The organism is Vreelandella olivaria (assembly GCF_023507745.1).
Taxonomy (GTDB): Bacteria; Pseudomonadota; Gammaproteobacteria; order Pseudomonadales; family Halomonadaceae; genus Vreelandella; species Vreelandella olivaria_A.
Genome location: NZ_JALPZO010000134.1, coordinates 25599 through 41579, shown reverse-complemented (window position 1 = coordinate 41579; position 15981 = coordinate 25599). Strand labels below are relative to the sequence as shown.

14 protein-coding genes are annotated in these 15981 nt (G+C 56.5%); 7 read left to right on the top strand and 7 right to left on the bottom strand.

The window, feature by feature from the left end:
• The first annotated feature begins 296 nt into the window (after positions 1 to 296).
• The 4 genes from HP566_RS16100 to HP566_RS16085 are packed head-to-tail and all read left to right on the top strand — an operon-like array spanning position 297 to position 4318.
• On the top strand, positions 297 to 1280 hold the full coding sequence (locus HP566_RS16100) for a Bug family tripartite tricarboxylate transporter substrate binding protein (protein ID WP_425348208.1): 984 nt from the start codon (positions 297 to 299) through the stop codon (positions 1278 to 1280).
• A 52-nt stretch (positions 1281 to 1332) separates the two neighbouring features.
• Positions 1333 to 1785: a tripartite tricarboxylate transporter TctB family protein gene (locus tag HP566_RS16095; protein ID WP_249978294.1), complete on the top strand. Its 453-nt coding sequence runs from the start codon at positions 1333 to 1335 to the stop codon at positions 1783 to 1785.
• Between the two features lie 9 nt (positions 1786 to 1794).
• A complete protein-coding gene (locus HP566_RS16090) occupies positions 1795 to 3303 on the top strand; it encodes a tripartite tricarboxylate transporter permease (protein ID WP_249978293.1) in 1509 nt (502 codons plus the stop codon).
• Between the two features lie 4 nt (positions 3304 to 3307).
• Complete coding sequence (locus HP566_RS16085) at positions 3308 to 4318, top strand: AbrB family transcriptional regulator (RefSeq protein ID WP_249978292.1); 1011 nt, start codon at positions 3308 to 3310, stop codon at positions 4316 to 4318.
• Here the strand turns inward: HP566_RS16085 and HP566_RS16080 are convergent.
• The 6 genes from HP566_RS16080 to HP566_RS16055 are packed head-to-tail and all read right to left on the bottom strand — an operon-like array spanning position 4299 to position 12845.
• Entirely contained in the window at positions 4299 to 5693 is a 1395-nt protein-coding gene (locus tag HP566_RS16080) for a sensor histidine kinase (protein ID WP_249978291.1), read from the bottom strand. The two genes, HP566_RS16085 and HP566_RS16080, sit on opposite strands and share 20 nt — an antisense overlap.
• A 1-nt stretch (position 5694) precedes the next feature.
• The gene (locus HP566_RS16075) at positions 5695 to 6372 is read right to left on the bottom strand and encodes a response regulator transcription factor (protein WP_249978290.1); all 678 of its coding nucleotides are present in this window, start codon (positions 6370 to 6372) and stop codon (positions 5695 to 5697) included.
• 14 nt (positions 6373 to 6386) lie between these two features.
• Positions 6387 to 7106 (bottom strand): response regulator, encoded by a 720-nt coding sequence (locus HP566_RS16070; protein ID WP_249978289.1) that lies wholly within the window; start codon positions 7104 to 7106, stop codon positions 6387 to 6389.
• Between the two features lie 2 nt (positions 7107 to 7108).
• On the bottom strand, positions 7109 to 8548 hold the full coding sequence (locus HP566_RS16065) for an ATP-binding protein (RefSeq protein WP_249978288.1): 1440 nt from the start codon (positions 8546 to 8548) through the stop codon (positions 7109 to 7111).
• Complete coding sequence (locus tag HP566_RS16060; protein ID WP_249978287.1) at positions 8548 to 11646, bottom strand: efflux RND transporter permease subunit; 3099 nt, start codon at positions 11644 to 11646, stop codon at positions 8548 to 8550. The genes HP566_RS16065 and HP566_RS16060 overlap by 1 nt, the downstream gene beginning before the upstream one ends.
• Positions 11643 to 12845 carry an efflux RND transporter periplasmic adaptor subunit gene (locus HP566_RS16055; protein WP_249978286.1) on the bottom strand — a complete coding sequence of 401 codons (1203 nt, stop codon included), beginning with the start codon at positions 12843 to 12845 and terminating at the stop codon, positions 11643 to 11645. Before HP566_RS16055 ends, HP566_RS16060 begins: the two co-directional genes overlap by 4 nt.
• 68 nt (positions 12846 to 12913) lie before the next feature.
• On the opposite strand from HP566_RS16055, the gene HP566_RS16050 reads away from it, so the two are divergent.
• From HP566_RS16050 to HP566_RS16040, 3 genes are read left to right on the top strand one after another with little or no spacing between them, the layout of a single operon-like run.
• The gene (locus tag HP566_RS16050) at positions 12914 to 13051 is read left to right on the top strand and encodes a hypothetical protein (protein ID WP_249978285.1); all 138 of its coding nucleotides are present in this window, start codon (positions 12914 to 12916) and stop codon (positions 13049 to 13051) included.
• A gap of 21 nt (positions 13052 to 13072) precedes the next feature.
• A complete protein-coding gene (locus HP566_RS16045; protein WP_249978284.1) occupies positions 13073 to 13672 on the top strand; it encodes a TetR/AcrR family transcriptional regulator in 600 nt (199 codons plus the stop codon).
• A gap of 29 nt (positions 13673 to 13701) precedes the next feature.
• A complete protein-coding gene (locus HP566_RS16040; RefSeq protein ID WP_249978283.1) occupies positions 13702 to 14592 on the top strand; it encodes an alpha/beta fold hydrolase in 891 nt (296 codons plus the stop codon).
• Positions 14593 to 14621: 29 nt separating this feature from the next.
• Here the strand turns inward: HP566_RS16040 and fabF are convergent, their stop codons facing one another.
• Positions 14622 to 15893 carry a beta-ketoacyl-ACP synthase II gene (gene fabF, locus HP566_RS16035; protein WP_249978282.1) on the bottom strand — a complete coding sequence of 424 codons (1272 nt, stop codon included), beginning with the start codon at positions 15891 to 15893 and terminating at the stop codon, positions 14622 to 14624.
• Positions 15894 to 15981 lie beyond the last annotated feature (88 nt).

The following is a 15981-nucleotide window of genomic DNA, read 5'->3' as shown; positions in this document are numbered from 1 at the left end:
TCAGAGAGCCGAGTGCAAACCGTTTGCATAAAGTGTGCAATAACCGTGATCTTCGCAGCAATGGTGCATATCAGGGTTGGTTGTGCTGCGCGGTGGCGCGAGCAAAGCAGGTATTGTGGTTTGAATTGCCACTCATGGGTGAAAATTAGACTTTAGTTGGCTTTGTTCACCGTGCAAGGCTGGTGAAAGCTTGGTGGGATAGCGTTGTTCTCCACAGGCATTGGCCTGTTGCCAATATCTAATAATTTTAAAGAAGAGAGTTCGCTATGTTCAAGAAAACCTTTGCTCCGTGCCCCATGAGCGTGAAGGCCCTGTTGATGGGGGTCTCCACCGCAGTGGCCTCACTTGCCATGGTACTGCCTGCTGTTGCCGACAGCTTTCCCGAACGCCCTCTTAATATGGTAGTGGGTTTCGGCACGGGGGGCAGCGCCGACCGCTTAGCACGTATTATGTCGGGCTACATTTCTGAACAGGCGGGGGTCCCTGTTCAGGTGACCAACCGTCCTGGTGCTGGCACTCAGGTGGCATCCAACTATGTGCTGAATGTGCCCGATGATGGCTACACCGTTTACGCCTCTACCTTTGCTCCTTATCTGACGAATTCCATTCTGACTGGTGGGGCGGACTTTAGCGTTGACGACTTCTCGTACATTAATTTCCAGTGGTTTGATTTGGACCTGATCGCAGCGAATAAAGATAGTGGTTACGAAGATCTGCCTTCATTGCTGGAAGCGATCCGTGAAGAGCGTGGTCAGGTGCGTGGCGCGGTGGTTCAAGGGTCTGCCGGGCACCTGATGGTTCGCCTGCTGCTGGAAGAGGCAGGCATTCCCCAGGAAAACCTTAACCTGGTGACCTATAACAGCGGCGGAGAAGCCCGCTCAGCGGTGGCTGGGGGGCAGGTCGACTTTGTATCGATCAGCGCACAAGGCAGCGAAGGGATACGTGAATTCCTAACCCCTCTTGCCATTGTGAGTGATGAGCGCATTGAACAGTGGGATGCACCCACCATCAATGAAGCGCTTGAACCAATGGAGGTGGAAGTGCCGGTGCTGCAAGGTTCGATGCGTGGTTTTGCCGTCACCAGTGAAGTTGAGCGCCAGTATCCTGAACGCTTTGAAGTGTTGGCATCCGCCATTCAGAATGCCCTGGCCAGGAAGGAAGTACAGGAGCATCTGGAGCGTAATGAGATGGGGGGCGTATGGGTAGGGCCTGAGCGCTCTAATGAACTCATGCGCGAAAATTATCAAGTGTTTGAACAGTACGCCCACCTGCTTAACTGATCCTTCCATGATGGCTGGCCACCTCACGGATGTGGCCAGCCGGGAGCTGAATATGCCTGCACAAAAACGTGACTATGGGGACTTTCTGGTTCTCATCGGTCTGGCCTCCTTTACGCTTTGGTATTTGTTGGATGCCATTAGTGTATCGGCTAAGCCCCAGAATTTACTGTTGATTCTGCCTTTGTCCATTATCGTTCTGACCATTATTGCGCTTGAACTGGTGCTGCGGCTAAAGCGTGGAACGCTGTTTAGAGCCTCCCTGGAGGAAGAGCCGCTTTATCGTACCTTGCCTGTCGTCGGTTTGTTTGCAGCCTATGTGCTTTCCCTTGAAACCCTCGGTTTTGATCTTGCCACGGTGCTGTTTGTAGCACTCTTTTTGATTCTCAAAGGCGAGCGCAAATGGTTTGCCATTGCGGGCTATAGCGTTGTGTTTGGCCTGGGGGTGGTGTTCTTTTTCTCACAGATGCTGCCATATCCCATGACGCTGCTACTGCTACCCAATTAAGGAGGCAACATGATTGATTTTGGTGCCGTAGCACAAAGTATGGATCTGCTGTTCTCAAGCTTTGGCCCATGGCTCGTGGTGGTGCCGGGCATCATACTTGGCCTGATTTTTGGGGCGACACCGGGACTGCAGATTTCCATGGCCATGGCGATCTTTCTGCCCATGACCATGTATATGGACTTTATCCAGGCCATGCTGTTTTTAACCGCGATCTTCACCGGCGGTTCATTCGGGGCAGGGATACCTGCTATCTTGATGAACATTCCCGGTACGTCGTCGGCTATTGCCACTGCCTTTGATGGTTACCCCATGGCCCGTAAGGGGCAGCATAATCAGGCATTGGGCGTGGCGCTGGCGTCTTCCGTGATTGGTGCTCTGATGGGCTATATCATCCTGTTTTTCATGATTCAGCCGCTCTCCTACATGGTACTCAGGTTAGGCCCCGCAGAGATGTTTGTGGTGATTCTCTGGGGCATGACGTTAATTGCCAGTTTAAAGGGGGAGCAGGTATTAAAAGGGCTGGTGGCCGGCTTTGTTGGCTTGCTGGTGGGGACGATTGGGTTTAGCGAAATCGGTTTGGCACGGGGTACGATGGGGCAAACCTATCTGCTGGATGGGGTTCCGGTTATTCCTGCCATGATGGGCATGTTTGCTGCCTCTGAGTTGTTCAAACTGGCGAACAAAGGTTTTATCGTTGAATCAGCAGACCAACGCAAGGTAAAGGCGAGTGAAATCTTCAATGGTTGTAAGATGGCAATACGCCACCCGATTGTAATGGTTCGGGGTGGCCTGATTGGCGTGCTGGTCGGGGCGGTGCCTGGAGTCGGGTCCTCGGTGTCTAACTTGCTGTCGTATATTGAAACCAAACGCCGCGACAGCGACCCTGACTCATTTGGCAAAGGGAATCCCAAAGGCGTGGTGGCTTCCGAGGCGGCCAACAGCAGCTCTGAAGGTGGTTCCATGGCAACGCTGCTGGCACTTGGTATCCCCGGTGGCGGTGCCACGGCTGTGATGTTAGCCGCGTTTGCCATGCACAATATTACTGGCGGCCCTCAGTTTATTCGCCAGCAGACTGATGTGGTTTACGCGATCATTTTTGCTAACTTTGCCCAGGTCTTTTTATTGGTCATTATCGGGTTAATGTTCATTCCGTTACTGGCCAATATTGTTAAGGTGCCCATGCGTTACCTGATTCCCTCCGTGCTGGTACTGGCAGTGATGGGGTCGTTTGGCTTAACCGGAAATATGACTGGCCCGGCAACCGTCCTGGTGTTTGCCGTGATTGGTTGGATTCTTCGCCATTACGGTTACTCTGTGCCTGCTGCGGTGATTGGGATGCTGTTGGGCTCGCTGGCGGAAAAATCGCTACTGCACTCGTACCAGATCAGTGGTGGTGATATCAGCTATGTCCTGGAACGCCCTGTGACGCTGGGTATTTTTGCACTCTTGCTGATTTCGCTATTCAGTCAGCCCTTAATGAAGCGCTTCAGGGCACGGCGCGTTGCTGCACAGGCATAACAGGATGGTAAAAACGACGCTAAAGACAATTGGCCTGGGATGTTTGGGTGGCGTTATCGCCACCCTTTTTTCATTACCGCTGGCGTGGATGCTGGGTGCGCTGTTTATGGTCATGGGCACATCGCTGGTGGGTGTGCGTACCGGCGTGGATAAGCGGTTGCACCGGGTTGCCATTGCGCTGTTGGGGCTGTTTATCGGGAGCCGTATCCAGGCTGATGAGCTGGTGAGTTTAGTGCAGTGGTACCCCAGTGTGCTGGCGATGCTGGTGTATATGGGGCTGATGCTTGCTGGGGGGTATTGGATATTTACCCGCGCCAAGGTCGGGCGCATGGATGCCATGTTCTGCGCGTATCCGGGGAGTATGAACTCGGCCCTGGTGCTTGCTGAGCGCGCCAATGGTGACTTGCGCTGGATTGCGATTTCGCATTCGCTGCGGCTGGTGACCGTTGTCTCTGGGGCTGCGCTATTGGCCAGCCTGTTTGTGGATGATGTGACGCTGCAAAGTGCTCCAGCATCGTTATCCATTATGGATGGCCTGCCAGTGTTATTGGCCCCCCTCTGCTGGTGGCTTGGTATCAGGCTGCGCATCCCTTTACCTGAATTTTTAGGACCCATGGCCGCTGGTGCCATGATTGCCAATATGGGGCTTAATTATTCGCTACCTACCTGGGTCGTGTTTGCCGCCTTTTTGGTGCTGGGGTCTTCGGTGGGAGCACGCTTTTCTGGCACGCATTGGTCCCAGGTGTTCAGCGTGGGACGTTATGGGATGTTGTATGCGCTGTTTGCACTAGTTGTTGCGGCACTCATGGCATGGTTGGTGGCAAGCCTGACGCCGCTTACCTTTGTGGCGGTATTACTGGCGTTGATTCCCGGTGGTGTAGGGGAAATGGCGGTCATCGCGATGGTGATGGATATCGACCCTGTCTATGTGGTTTCCCACCATATTCTGCGCTTGCTGCTACTGATTTTTATGACACCGTTAATGGTACGTATGGCTAAGGGAGTGGCTGAATAGCAGGAAAGGCCACTGTCACAGCGAAACCGCCCGTAGGCCGGTTATAAATTTTCAGCTGTGCGCCATGGGCGGTGGCAATCTGCTCCACAATGGCCAAGCCCAACCCGCTACCGGGGGCGTGCCGGTTATGGCGGTAAAAGCGTTCTGTCAGTTTGCCCAGTTGTGCTGCGTCCACACCAACCCCCTCATCGCTTACCGTTAGCAAGACCTGGAGTTGCTCTGCTGTCAGGGTAATGGTGATGGTGCCTTGGTAAGCGTGGGCACCGCCTGCATGCAGGCTGGCGTTCTCTATCAGGTTCACCACCAGCCAGAGCAGCATAATGGGGTCGCCGAGCACTTTGGGCATGAGGATATGAGGGTGTTCAAAGGAGAGTTCCTGGCCCTGCTGATAGATGCTCGTTGCTGTTTGTGCGCAGGCTTCCTGGCAAATGGCCATGAGATCCACCTCTTCCAGGTGTGTTGCATCAAACAGCTCGCTGCGGGTTTTGGCATACTTCAGCAATTGCTGAACGGTATGGCTGGCGTGCTCTGAGATACGCTGAATCTCTACGAGGTTGGCACGGGTTTTCGGTTCGTGGGTTGATTTTAGCGATAACTCTGTCAGAGCGCGTATTTCAGAAATAGGTGTTCTGAGCTGGTGGGAGACATCCGCATTCAGTTGCTGGGTACTCTCAATACTGCGACGGATACGCTGCATTAGCTGATTGAGGCTGGCAATCAGTGGATGGATTTCTTTGGGGGCGTTGTCTTCGATGGGGTGGAGGTCGTTAGGTGAGCGGCGGCGCAATGCCTGGCTAATGGCATTCAGCGGGGCCAGACCACGATGGATGGCAAGCCGTGCAATGGTAAGGGCGAGTAGCCCGGTCACGATCATCAATCCCGTTAGCGTCACCATAAAGTCTTTGGCGAGGGTATGGCGTGCCTCTTTGGATTCCGCAACGATCACTTCAATGTCCACTTCCCGGCGTCCGCGATAAAAAGGAAAGATAAGGGCCACAGCGCGTAGTTCATTTCCTGCATAATCGGTATTGAAAAATACCGGCTCGTTCAACTCAGTGGGAGGGTCGCCCAGTCCCTGAAAGCCAGCAATCATGCCGCCATCCACTTCGCGGATGCGGTAAAAAATTTTACCTTCGCCCCGGCTGCCCAGTGTACTGATACTGAAGTAGTGCATGTTGATGCGTAACTCGCCGTCCACTGTGTAAATGCGCCTTTCCAAGCGCTGTGCAGCGTTGAGCAGCATAACGTCGAAGGCTTCATTTATCTGGCGAGCCAGAAGAAGGTGGCTTGAAAGGAGCGCTAAAAAAGCCAGGGCGGTAAACGGCAAGCCAATCCAGAGCAGTAGGCGGCTTCGTATGGACTTTATTGCAGGCATATTATGGGTCTGGTGTGTTTTTCGGGGCTAAATAGTAGCCCAGGCCGCGAACGGTCTTTAATCCGAAGTCATAACCAATTTTTTTGCGGATCCGGGAAATATAGGTTTCCACTGCAGCGTAGCTAACCGGGTCATCCAGAGTGGAGAGCCGGTCGATAATCTGATCCTTACTCACCAGGCGATTCTGGTTGATCATCAGGTACTCCATGACCTCCAACTCGCGGCGATGCAGAGGAACCGGATGGCCATCAACTCTTAGCTCCATGGCATCCGGCAAAAACTCCAGGCGTCCGCAATGCAGGGACTCTCCACCAAAATGCTTGGCGCGCCGCACCAGTGCGCGTGCACGTGCAGCGACCTCGTCCAGGGAAAAAGGCTTGCACAAGTAGTCATCGGCACCTTCTTCAAGGCCCAGTATGCGTTGATCCAGGCTGTCCCTGGCCGAGATGATCAGTATGGGAATGGTGTTTTGCTGATGACGCAGTTTGCGCAGCAGGCTGATGCCATCAAGTTCCGGCAGGCCAAGATCCAAAACAAGCAGGTCGTAGCTGCTTTGCTGGAGCATATGCAGTGCTTTTGCGCCATCGCTGGACACGGCGATGGTAAAACTCGCCTCTTCCAGGGTGGAAGCAATCGAACGCGCTAAATTGTCATTATCTTCTACTATCAGCGCCTTCATAGTGAACCCTGCTGTTACCCCTCTGGCTGGTACTTATATCCTACCCCATATACCGAGCGAATGATTTCCTGGTCGGGGAGCGCTTCGGTGATTTTCTTGCGCAGCTTTTTAATATGGCTGTCGACGGTTCGCTCGGAAACGATACGGTTGTCGCGGTACATATGGTCCATCAACTGTTCGCGGCTGAAAATTCTCCCTGGTGACTGCATCATTACCCGCAATAACTGGAATTCAACCGCGGTGAGGCCCAGGTCCTGGCCGTTGGCGAGTGCCAGCCAGCCCCCTTCATCCAGGGTAACCGGGGCTTGCCGGGCAGTGGCGGGGGACTCTGCCGCTTCGGCAGCAGCGTGGCTGCGGCGCAGTACCGCTTTAACCCTGGCGACCACTTCCCGTGGGCTGAACGGCTTACAAATATAGTCATCGGCACCCAGTTCAAGCCCCAACAGCCGGTCCACTTCCTCCACTTTTGCGGTCACCATGATAATGGGTAGGTGAGGCCATTGCTGACGTACTTCCCGGCACAGGGTCAGGCCATCTTTACCCGGCAGCATCACGTCCAGCAGCACCAGCGCTGGGGAGTGTTCAGTTAGCCACGGTATGACCTTGTCGCCATTATCAATAATCGTCGTGTCGAAGTTATGGCTGGCAAGGTAATCGGCCATTAGCCGGGCAATCTTGGGCTCATCTTCAACAATCAACAACGAGGCATCATGAGACGAAACATTCTGGGACATGGTCAGCTCGCTAGATAGTTAACAGAGGTAAGCAAAGGGAAGCGCAGCGTCCACTTGAGTCCACCAAGGGCAGAGGCGCTGGCTTCCAGGGTACCACCATGGGCACTCACTAAGGCGCTGGCAATAGAGAGCCCCAGGCCACTGCCGCCACTGGCACGGTTACGTGAGCCTTCCACGCGGTAAAGGCGCTCGGTCAGTCGGGAAAGCTCGCTGGCAGGCACGCCCGGTGCACTATCTTGCCATATCACCACAGCGTGGCTCTGCTCAATACTGAGCGTGACCTGCAGCTCCCCCGGCGGTTGCGTATAGGCGCAGCTGTTATCAAGTAGGTTGTTCCATAGTTGGCGCAGGCGTTGTGCATCGCCGCGAATCATGGCATTGGGGGCTATCTGGGTGATCAGTGTCAGACTACTCTCTTCCAGCCAGCGGTCAGCATCATTCAGCCGATTGCTGAGGCACTCGCTAAGGTTCATGGGCGCCAGTTGAATATCCAGCGCCCCGGCATCGCTTTGGGAAAGCAGGCGAAGGTCTGCCACCAAGCGCTCCAGTTGGGCCACCTCCTGGGCAAGGGAGGCCAGGTTTTCCTGGTTCAAGGGGCGGATACCATCCTGCATGGCTTCAATTTCGCCGCGCAGTACCGCCAGCGGTGTACGCAGCTCATGGGCTGTATCGGAAACCCAGCGTGCCCTGGCATCTCTGCTGGCCTCCAGGGTGGCGGCCAGCACGTTGAAATCCCTCGCCAGGCTGGAAAGCTCGTCGTGGCCCCGTTCAGTCAGGCGGGTGTGATAATCGCCTTCGGTAAGGCGTAACGTGGCACCTGCCAACGCTCGGGTTCGCCTGCCGAGCCACCAGGAAAGACCGCCAGCCAGCAGTAGCGATGCCAGCACCAGCGAGACCACAATTATTCCCAGGTTGCGTTGCTGGCGCTCGAGAAAGCGGCTTTCCATGCGTTCCATCATATGCTGGGGGGGACGAAAGCCGAGGGCGCCAATCGGTTGGCTTTCGTTGTCTGGGTTCATCTCGCTATACAGCGTCAGCCAGTGCCAATCGCCAGGGCCCATACGGCCACCTTCGGGGGGGACTATATAGCTGCCATCTGTGTTGCGCAGCGCAAAATCCCGTGCTTCGCCTAATGGGGAGGGGCGTTCGCGATGCTCCTGGCCAAGCTCGAAGCGCACAATAAATGGCCAGCGCTCAGGGGCTTGTTCCAGCCATTCCCAACTGCCCTGGGTTTCCCAGCGGGTAATCAGACCATCCGCCAGCAGCGTGGCCCGCCGCTCCTGGGATTGGTTCAGGTAATCGAGAAAACCGCGATCAATGCTATAAGAGACCGCCAGGAACATACTCGCGGCAATCGCTACGTTGACACTTAAAATAACGACGAACAGCTTTAATCCCAGCCGCGATAGACGCCACTGGCGTAGCGAGGCAGGCAGTGGCATTAGCTGGCTCCTTCCGGGCTGGGTTGACGCGGCCTGCTCAGCCGTTCGCGTACATTTTCAAGGCTCAGGTAGAGGCAGGGCACCAGAATCAGCAGGATCGCGGTGGCGAAAATCATTCCAAACCCCAGCGATATGGCCATCGGAATCATAAAGCGTGCCTGGCGTGAGGTTTCCAGAATCATGGGCGCAAGGCCTAAGAAGGTTGTTAAGGTGGTCATCATTATAGGCCGCAGGCGGCGTGTGGCGGCGGCTACAATCGCTTCGCGGGGGGCCATGCCTTCCCGGCGTTTGCGGTTGGCGTAGTCGATCAGCACCAGGGCGTCATTAATCACCACACCAGAAAGGGCCAACATGCCAAGCAGGCTGACAATAGAAAGCCCAAAGCCCATAATCATATGCCCGGCAACAGCACCCACAATACCAAAAGGAATCGCGGTGAGTACCAGCAGTGGTTGCAGGTAGCTCCGAAACGGAATAGCCAGCAGTGCGTATAAGGCAGCCAGCATCAACCACATGGCCGTGCGCAGCGTGGCCAGATTGTCGGCGGTATCCTGCTGGCGGCCACCTAAACTGATTTCCAGTCCAGGCCAGGTATTGCTAAGCGTCGGGAACACGTCTTCCTGTAGGGTGGCAAGCACCTGGTTAATGACCTGGTCACCCTCCGAGTCAGCGGTGACGGTAATAATCCTCCGTCCATCAATACGTTGCAGGCTACTGGAGGCCTGGCTTAGCGTAATATCCGCTACCCGGGAGAGCGGCACGCTCAGCCCATCCGGTGTGCGCACGGGCAAGCGGTACAGCTCTGTAAGGCTGTCCCGGTCCTGTTCGGGCAGGCGTACTTCAACGCTGACCTCCCGGCGGCCAATAAACTGCTCAACAGCGGTGGCGCCCTGCAGCGGGCCACGCAGGGCCTGGGCAAGGTCACTGCCGGTTAAGCCTAGGGCACGTCCTTCGGCGGAGAGACGCATCTCAAGCTGCGGTTTGCCGTCCCCCAGGCCGCTGTCGATATCAGTTAAACCGTACTCGCTTAGCAGCTCTGCCAGACGTGTGGCGGCTGCTTCCAGTACTTGAGTGTTCGGGTGGGAAAGGCGCAGGCTCAGGGCCGCGCCACTGCCAGGGCCACCCACGTCCGACTCAAAGCGTACCGATTGGGCGCCTAACAGGTCACCGGTCAACTCCCGCCATTCCCGGGCAATACGCGAAGGGGGCCACGTATCCAAACTCTCTTTGGCGATATCCAGGCGTACTGAAAGGCTTTCCCCATCCAGCCGGCTGCGTGAACTGCTAAAATTCAGCGTCTCTTCCCGCTCGCTAAGCCGGGCAGCGGCATCCAACAACTGTTGGCTAAGTTCACGGCTAACGCTGATATTGCTGCCAATGGGCAGGGTGACGCTGGCCTGAACCTGATCAGACTCGGCCCGTGGCATCAGTGAAAACCCCAGCCGCCCGCTCATGGCCCAGGCCAGTGCCACGGAAAGCAGTGCCACCCCCAGTGCCACAGTAAGCAGGCGCTGGTTAAGGGCACGCTGTAGAAACGGCTCAAACTGCCGGTAGGTAAAATGGTGCAAACCTCCCTGCATGCGCTGACGAAGCGCTTCAAGGGGGCGCTGCCAGGTTGGCGTTTGGCGGGGTTTGCGGCTGTGGGCAAGGTGAGCAGGCAGGATGAACAGGGCCTCCAGCCAAGAAATCAGGAAGACGGTAATCACCACCACGGGTACGGTGGCGAAAATCAGCCCTAAAAAGCCGGGTAAAAACAGCAACGGTAGAAAGGCCACAATATTGGAAAGGATGGCAAAAGAGAGCGGGGTGGCAATTTCCCGTGCCCCCTTTATTGCCGCATCCCGCAGTGAATATCCTTCCTCCCGGTAGCTGTAGATGTTTTCACCCACCATGATGGCGTCATCCACCACAATACCGAGGGCGATAATAAAGGCGAACATCGACATCATATTCAGCGATACGCCTATCCATGGCAGGAACAGCATGGCGCCTAAAAAGGCGGTGGGGATGCCCAGGGTGACCCAAAACGCCAGGCGTGCCTCCAGAAAGAGCGCCATCAGGATCATCACCAGGGCAAGCCCCATCCAGGCATTTTTCAGTAGCAGGTTCAGGCGGTCTTCATAAATTTCCGAGCTGTCCCGCGCGACATCAAGGCTTACGCCCTCTGGCAGGTTGGCGCGCAGGCTTTCAAGCTCGGCATACACCGCATCGGAAATGCTGGTAGGGGTCTGGTTACCAATCTGGTGTACCTCGACCGAAAGGGCTGGCTGGCCGTTATAAAACTCCTCACGGTCGGTTTCGGCGAACCCCTCACTTACCCAGGCAATATCGCCCAGCAAAATAGGCGAGCCGTGGGCGGTGGCGAGAATGGGTAGTTCAGAGAACTCGGCAGCGCTGTTGCGCCGCCCCTGGTAGCGAATCAGCCACTCGCCTTCCGTCGTGGTGAGCTGACCACTGGCCAGATCCAGTGCCTCTTCGGCTATGCGACTGGCAAGCTGCTGATGATCCAGTCCATAGCGCTCAATGGCTTCATCGTCCAGGTGCACCTGGATTTCCCGGTCACGATTACCGGAAAGCTCAGCCCGGGAAATGCCGCTGGACGCCTGCAACTCAGCGCGTACGTCTTCAGCCGCATCGTGTAGTGCGGACAGCCCCACTGAGCCATATACCTGCAGGCTGACAACACCACGGGAGCGGCCCGCCAGGGTAATCCGTGGTGGGTCAGCGGCGTTGGGCAGGGTGGTAATCGCGTTCACCGCCTGCTGGATATCCTGGTAGGCGCGCATCACATCGACGCCATCAATCAGGGTGGCGCTCAGCACACCACTGCCTTCGCTGGCGCTGGCGGTTAATTCATCAACCCCCTCTACATCGGCAATGGCAGCTTCCACGGGAAGCAACAGGCTCTGCTCGACATCTTCAGGGGTGGCGCCAGGGTAGCTGATGGTGACTTGAACAATTTCTGTCTCAAACTCAGGAAATACCTCTTTTTTGATTGCCAGGGATGCCATCAACCCACCTGCGATAAACAGTACCATCAGCAGGTTTGGTGCAACGCCATGGTCCACCATCCAGGCAATAGGGCCACGGCGGCTCATAAGGTATCTCCAGCGCTGGCCGGTGTATCTCCGCGTTGGCGCAGCCTGACCTGCTGGCCTACCCGTGGCTGGGCCAAGCCCGCCGTTACTACACGCTGGCCGGATTCCAGGCCGCTGCGCACCAGCGCTTCTTCCTGCCCACGGTAGGCAAGCGTAACAGTGGTGTTGCGCAGGCGGTTATCTTCATCCACCCACCACACCTGTTCACCTGGGCGCAGCGCCGCAGAGGGAAGCGCGATCAGCTCTTCAGCCGCTGTTGTGTGATAGGTAATGCGCATCACATCATTCAGGCGCAGCGCCGGGCCATCACTCTCCAGAGCGAGGGGGTCATCCACGGCAATTAACAACTGCGCCTGCAGGCCGTTCTCCTCCAGGTTGGGTAACACGGAAATCAGACGGCCTTCCCGGCTGGCACCCTCGGGCCAGCCCTGGCTGGTCAGCGTCACCCGGTCGCCTGGCTCCAGCCATGCCAGGGTATCGCCCGGCAGGGAGGCACGTACCCAAAACTGCTCCACTCCCACCAGACTAATCACTTCGGTACCTTGGCTGAGTAGGCTACCAGCACCTACCAGGCGGTCCTGAACCATCGCCCGCCAGGGAGCCTTCAGGGTGGTGCGCTCCAGGTTCAGCGCTGCCTGGTCGCGTATAACCCGTGCCTGGGTCAGTTGCGCCTGGGCCTGACGCAACTGTGGTTCACGCAGTACCAGGGCACGGCGTTCAGCGGAAAGCTGGCGGCCGAAGGACTCATATTCACTGCGGGCACGCTGCTGTTCGGCCTGCTCCAGCGCTAACAACGCCTGGGCATTAATCAGTTGCGCCTCGGCATCTTCCAGGGCTAGCCGTAAGTCGGCTTGATCGATGTACACCAGTGGTGCATCTTGTTCCACTACTTGGCCTGGCAGGACGCCTTCACCAAAGCGTTCCAACTGCCCCGCAACGCGGCTGGCCAGCAGGGTGGATTGCTCTGCCTCGACGCGGCCAAAGCCGCTTAATGTAGGCGCCTGGAGCCGTTCATCCACGGTAATGACATCCACCACAGGGGGAGCTGGTTCAGGAGGAGGCCGACGCTCGATGCGGGGGGGCTGGCTGATAATCCACCAGGCCACGGCCAGTCCCCCGGCAAACACCAGCAACGCCGCCAGGGCGCCGAAACGGATAAGGCCATGTTGATTGATAGCGTAACTGCGAGAAAAGGTCATTACCACGCGTCATCCGTTGGCTAGGGGCGAAAATTGGTTAGGGGCGAAAATTCCAGGAAAATAGGCGTATGATGCTAGCATCAACGATTCCCAAGCAGCGATTAGGTAAGCAATGTGCAAATAGCGTGCAACACGCTGAAAACGGTGATTACCTGATGGTTGCCGGAACATCTGTTTTGAAAAGTACCTGTTTTGAACAGCAATAGATTACTGGTCTTCGTGACGTTATGAAAAACACCGCCACTCGCGATAAATTAATTGATACAGGCGCAGAGCTAATTGCCCAGCATGGCTATAACGCCACGGGGATCAATGCCGTTCTAAAAACCTGCGGTGTGCCGAAAGGCTCCTTTTACCACTACTTTTCCAGCAAGGAGGCGTTTGGCCTGGCCGTGATTGAGCGCTTTGCCAGCGAATATGACGAAGGCCTTGCGACACTGCTGGAGGATGCCACGCTTCCCCCTCTTGAGCGGCTGCGGCGCTATTTTGCCACGGGCCGTGAGCATATGCTTGACTGTGACCATACCACCGGCTGTTTAATTGGTAACCTTGGCCAGGAGCTGGCGGGCCAGAGCGACACCTTTCGGGATGCACTCAATCTGGTTTTTCAGCGTTGGGAGCAGCGTTTGGTGAACTGCCTGAAAGATGCCCAGGTGCAAGGCAGCATCAGTACGACGGTCGCTCCTGAAGCCCTCGCCAGCTTTGTGCTTTCCGGTTGGGAAGGTGCGATTTTGCGCGCCAAAACACTTAAATCTGTCGCCCCGATGGAGCACTTCGAAGCGATTTTATTCGGCCATGTGTTTGGGGCTACCCCCTCCAGCCACTGATATCCTTTGCCACCAGCCAGAGATAACACATGTTTGCAGGGTTTGAAAAACGTAAGCGCCAGGTCAATGGCATCGAGATCGCTTTTCGAATGGGAGGCAGTGGCCCAGGGCTGCTGCTGTTACATGGCCACCCGCAAACCCATGTGATTTGGCATAAAGTGGTGCCTGTTCTCGCCCAGCACTTTACCGTGATTGCCGCAGACCTGCGAGGCTATGGCGACAGTTCCAAGCCCGACGATGACCCGGAACACCTTAACTACGCCAAGCGCACCATGGCAAACGATATGGCAGGGCTGATGAGTGGGCTGGGCTTTGAACAGTTCAGTGTGCTGGCCCACGACCGCGGGGCAAGGGTAGCGCACCGGTTGGGGGTTGATCACGCAGGGCGTGTGACCCGCATGGTATTACTGGATATTGCCCCGACGCTTGCCATGTACCGTGGCACCACGGAAGCGTTTGCCCGCACGTACTGGCACTGGTTCTTTCTTATTCGTCCCCAGCCGCTTCCGGAAATGCTGATTCAGAGCGACCCCGCCCAATACCTGAAAAGCGTTATGGGTGCCCGCAGTGCCGGTATGGCGCCTTTCTCGCCAGAGGCGCTGGCCGAGTACGAGCGCTGCCTGGCACTGCCGGGAACCGCCGCAGGCATGTGCGGCGATTACCGCGCCAGTGCCAGCATTGATTTACGCCATGATCAGGCGGATATAGACGCTGGTATTAAACTCACCTGTCCACTAAAAGTGATGTGGGGGGCCGAAGGCGCGATAGAAGCCTGCTTCGATGCCCTGAGCGAATGGCGCAGCGTCGCCACCCAGGTGGAAGGCAAACCGCTGCCCTGTGGGCACTATATTGCTGAAGAGATTCCCGAAACCCTGCTGGAAGAGGCGCTGCCTTTTTTACTGGCAAGCCGATCAGCCTAACAGGCTGATCGGTGGTTGTTGCCCGCTACTCAGCGCTCCAGATTGCTGACAATCAGCGCCGCGTTAACGCCCCCAAATCCAAAGCCATTACACAGCACATGCCTGGTGGCGTGTGGTTGGGCAGTGGCGGTGACGAAGGTTAAGTCGTGCATATCGCCATCACACTGTTCCAGGTTGATGGTGGGTGGAAGCTGATGGTTCACCGCTGACAGCACTGAAAAGATACTCTCTATGCCTCCCGCAGCCCCCAACAGGTGTCCGGTGGATGCTTTGGTGGCCGAAATGGGAATGGAGGGCAGCAACTCGCCGAAGACATTACGCAGCGAGGCAATTTCGGCCCGATCCCCCACTGGGGTAGAGGTGGCGTGGGCATTGATATGGTCAATGGCATCAATTCCAAGACCTGCCATGCCCAGGGCTGAGTGGATGGCCGCTGCGGCTCCGGCGCCATCTTCCGGGCCCGCGGTAATATGGTGGGCATCCGCGCTGGTGCCATAGCCATTAATCACCGCCAGTGGGGTGGCGCCACGGGCAAGGGCATGGTCGAGGGTTTCGATAACCATCAGCCCTGAGCCTTCTCCCATCACAAAGCCGTTACGCGCCTGGTCGAAGGGGCGCGAGGCGCGTTCAGGGGTGGCTGCTTCCGTGGAAAGCGCTTTTAAGGCGTTAAAGCTGGCTAGCGAGAGAGGGTCAATACACGCTTCGGCGCCGCCTACGAGGGCCACATCCGCTTCACCGCTGCGGATAATGCGCATGCCATCGCCAATCGCCTGCAAACCAGCCGCGCACGCGGTAACCGGGCAGCCCAGCGGGCCCTGGAAGCCGTAGCGAATCGACAGGTTGCCTGCGGCCAGGTTGGCTAAAAAGGCCGGTACGGTAAAGGGCGAAATCTTACGATAGCCCCGCTCCGTCAGGTTTTTTTGCGCCTGAGTGATAGTGGGGAAACCGCCAATACCCGAACCAATAATGGTGGCTGTTCTGCGTTTTTGCGCCTGCTCTACCGGATGCCAGTTGGCCTGTGCCAGGGCTTCTTGCGCAGCGGCCAGGGCATACAGGCTAAACAGGTCCATCTTGCGCCGCTCTTTGGGATCGGCAATATCATCCAGGTCAATGCCACCATCAGGGTCGTGGTCACGACTGGGAACGACCCCGGCAATTTTGATGGGGATGTCACTTGTATCGAATCGGTCAATCATGCTGATGCCAGATTGGCCTTTCACCAGGCGCTGCCAACTTGTATTGACGCTATTGCCTAGAGGGCTGACCATTCCCATGCCGGTAATAACAATAGGTGACTGCATAGTGATTCCTGAGTGTTTGACGCTGCCACCCTAGCACCGGGCATTATATGATCAAGATAATATTTAGCGGATGCATGATGAGGTAACT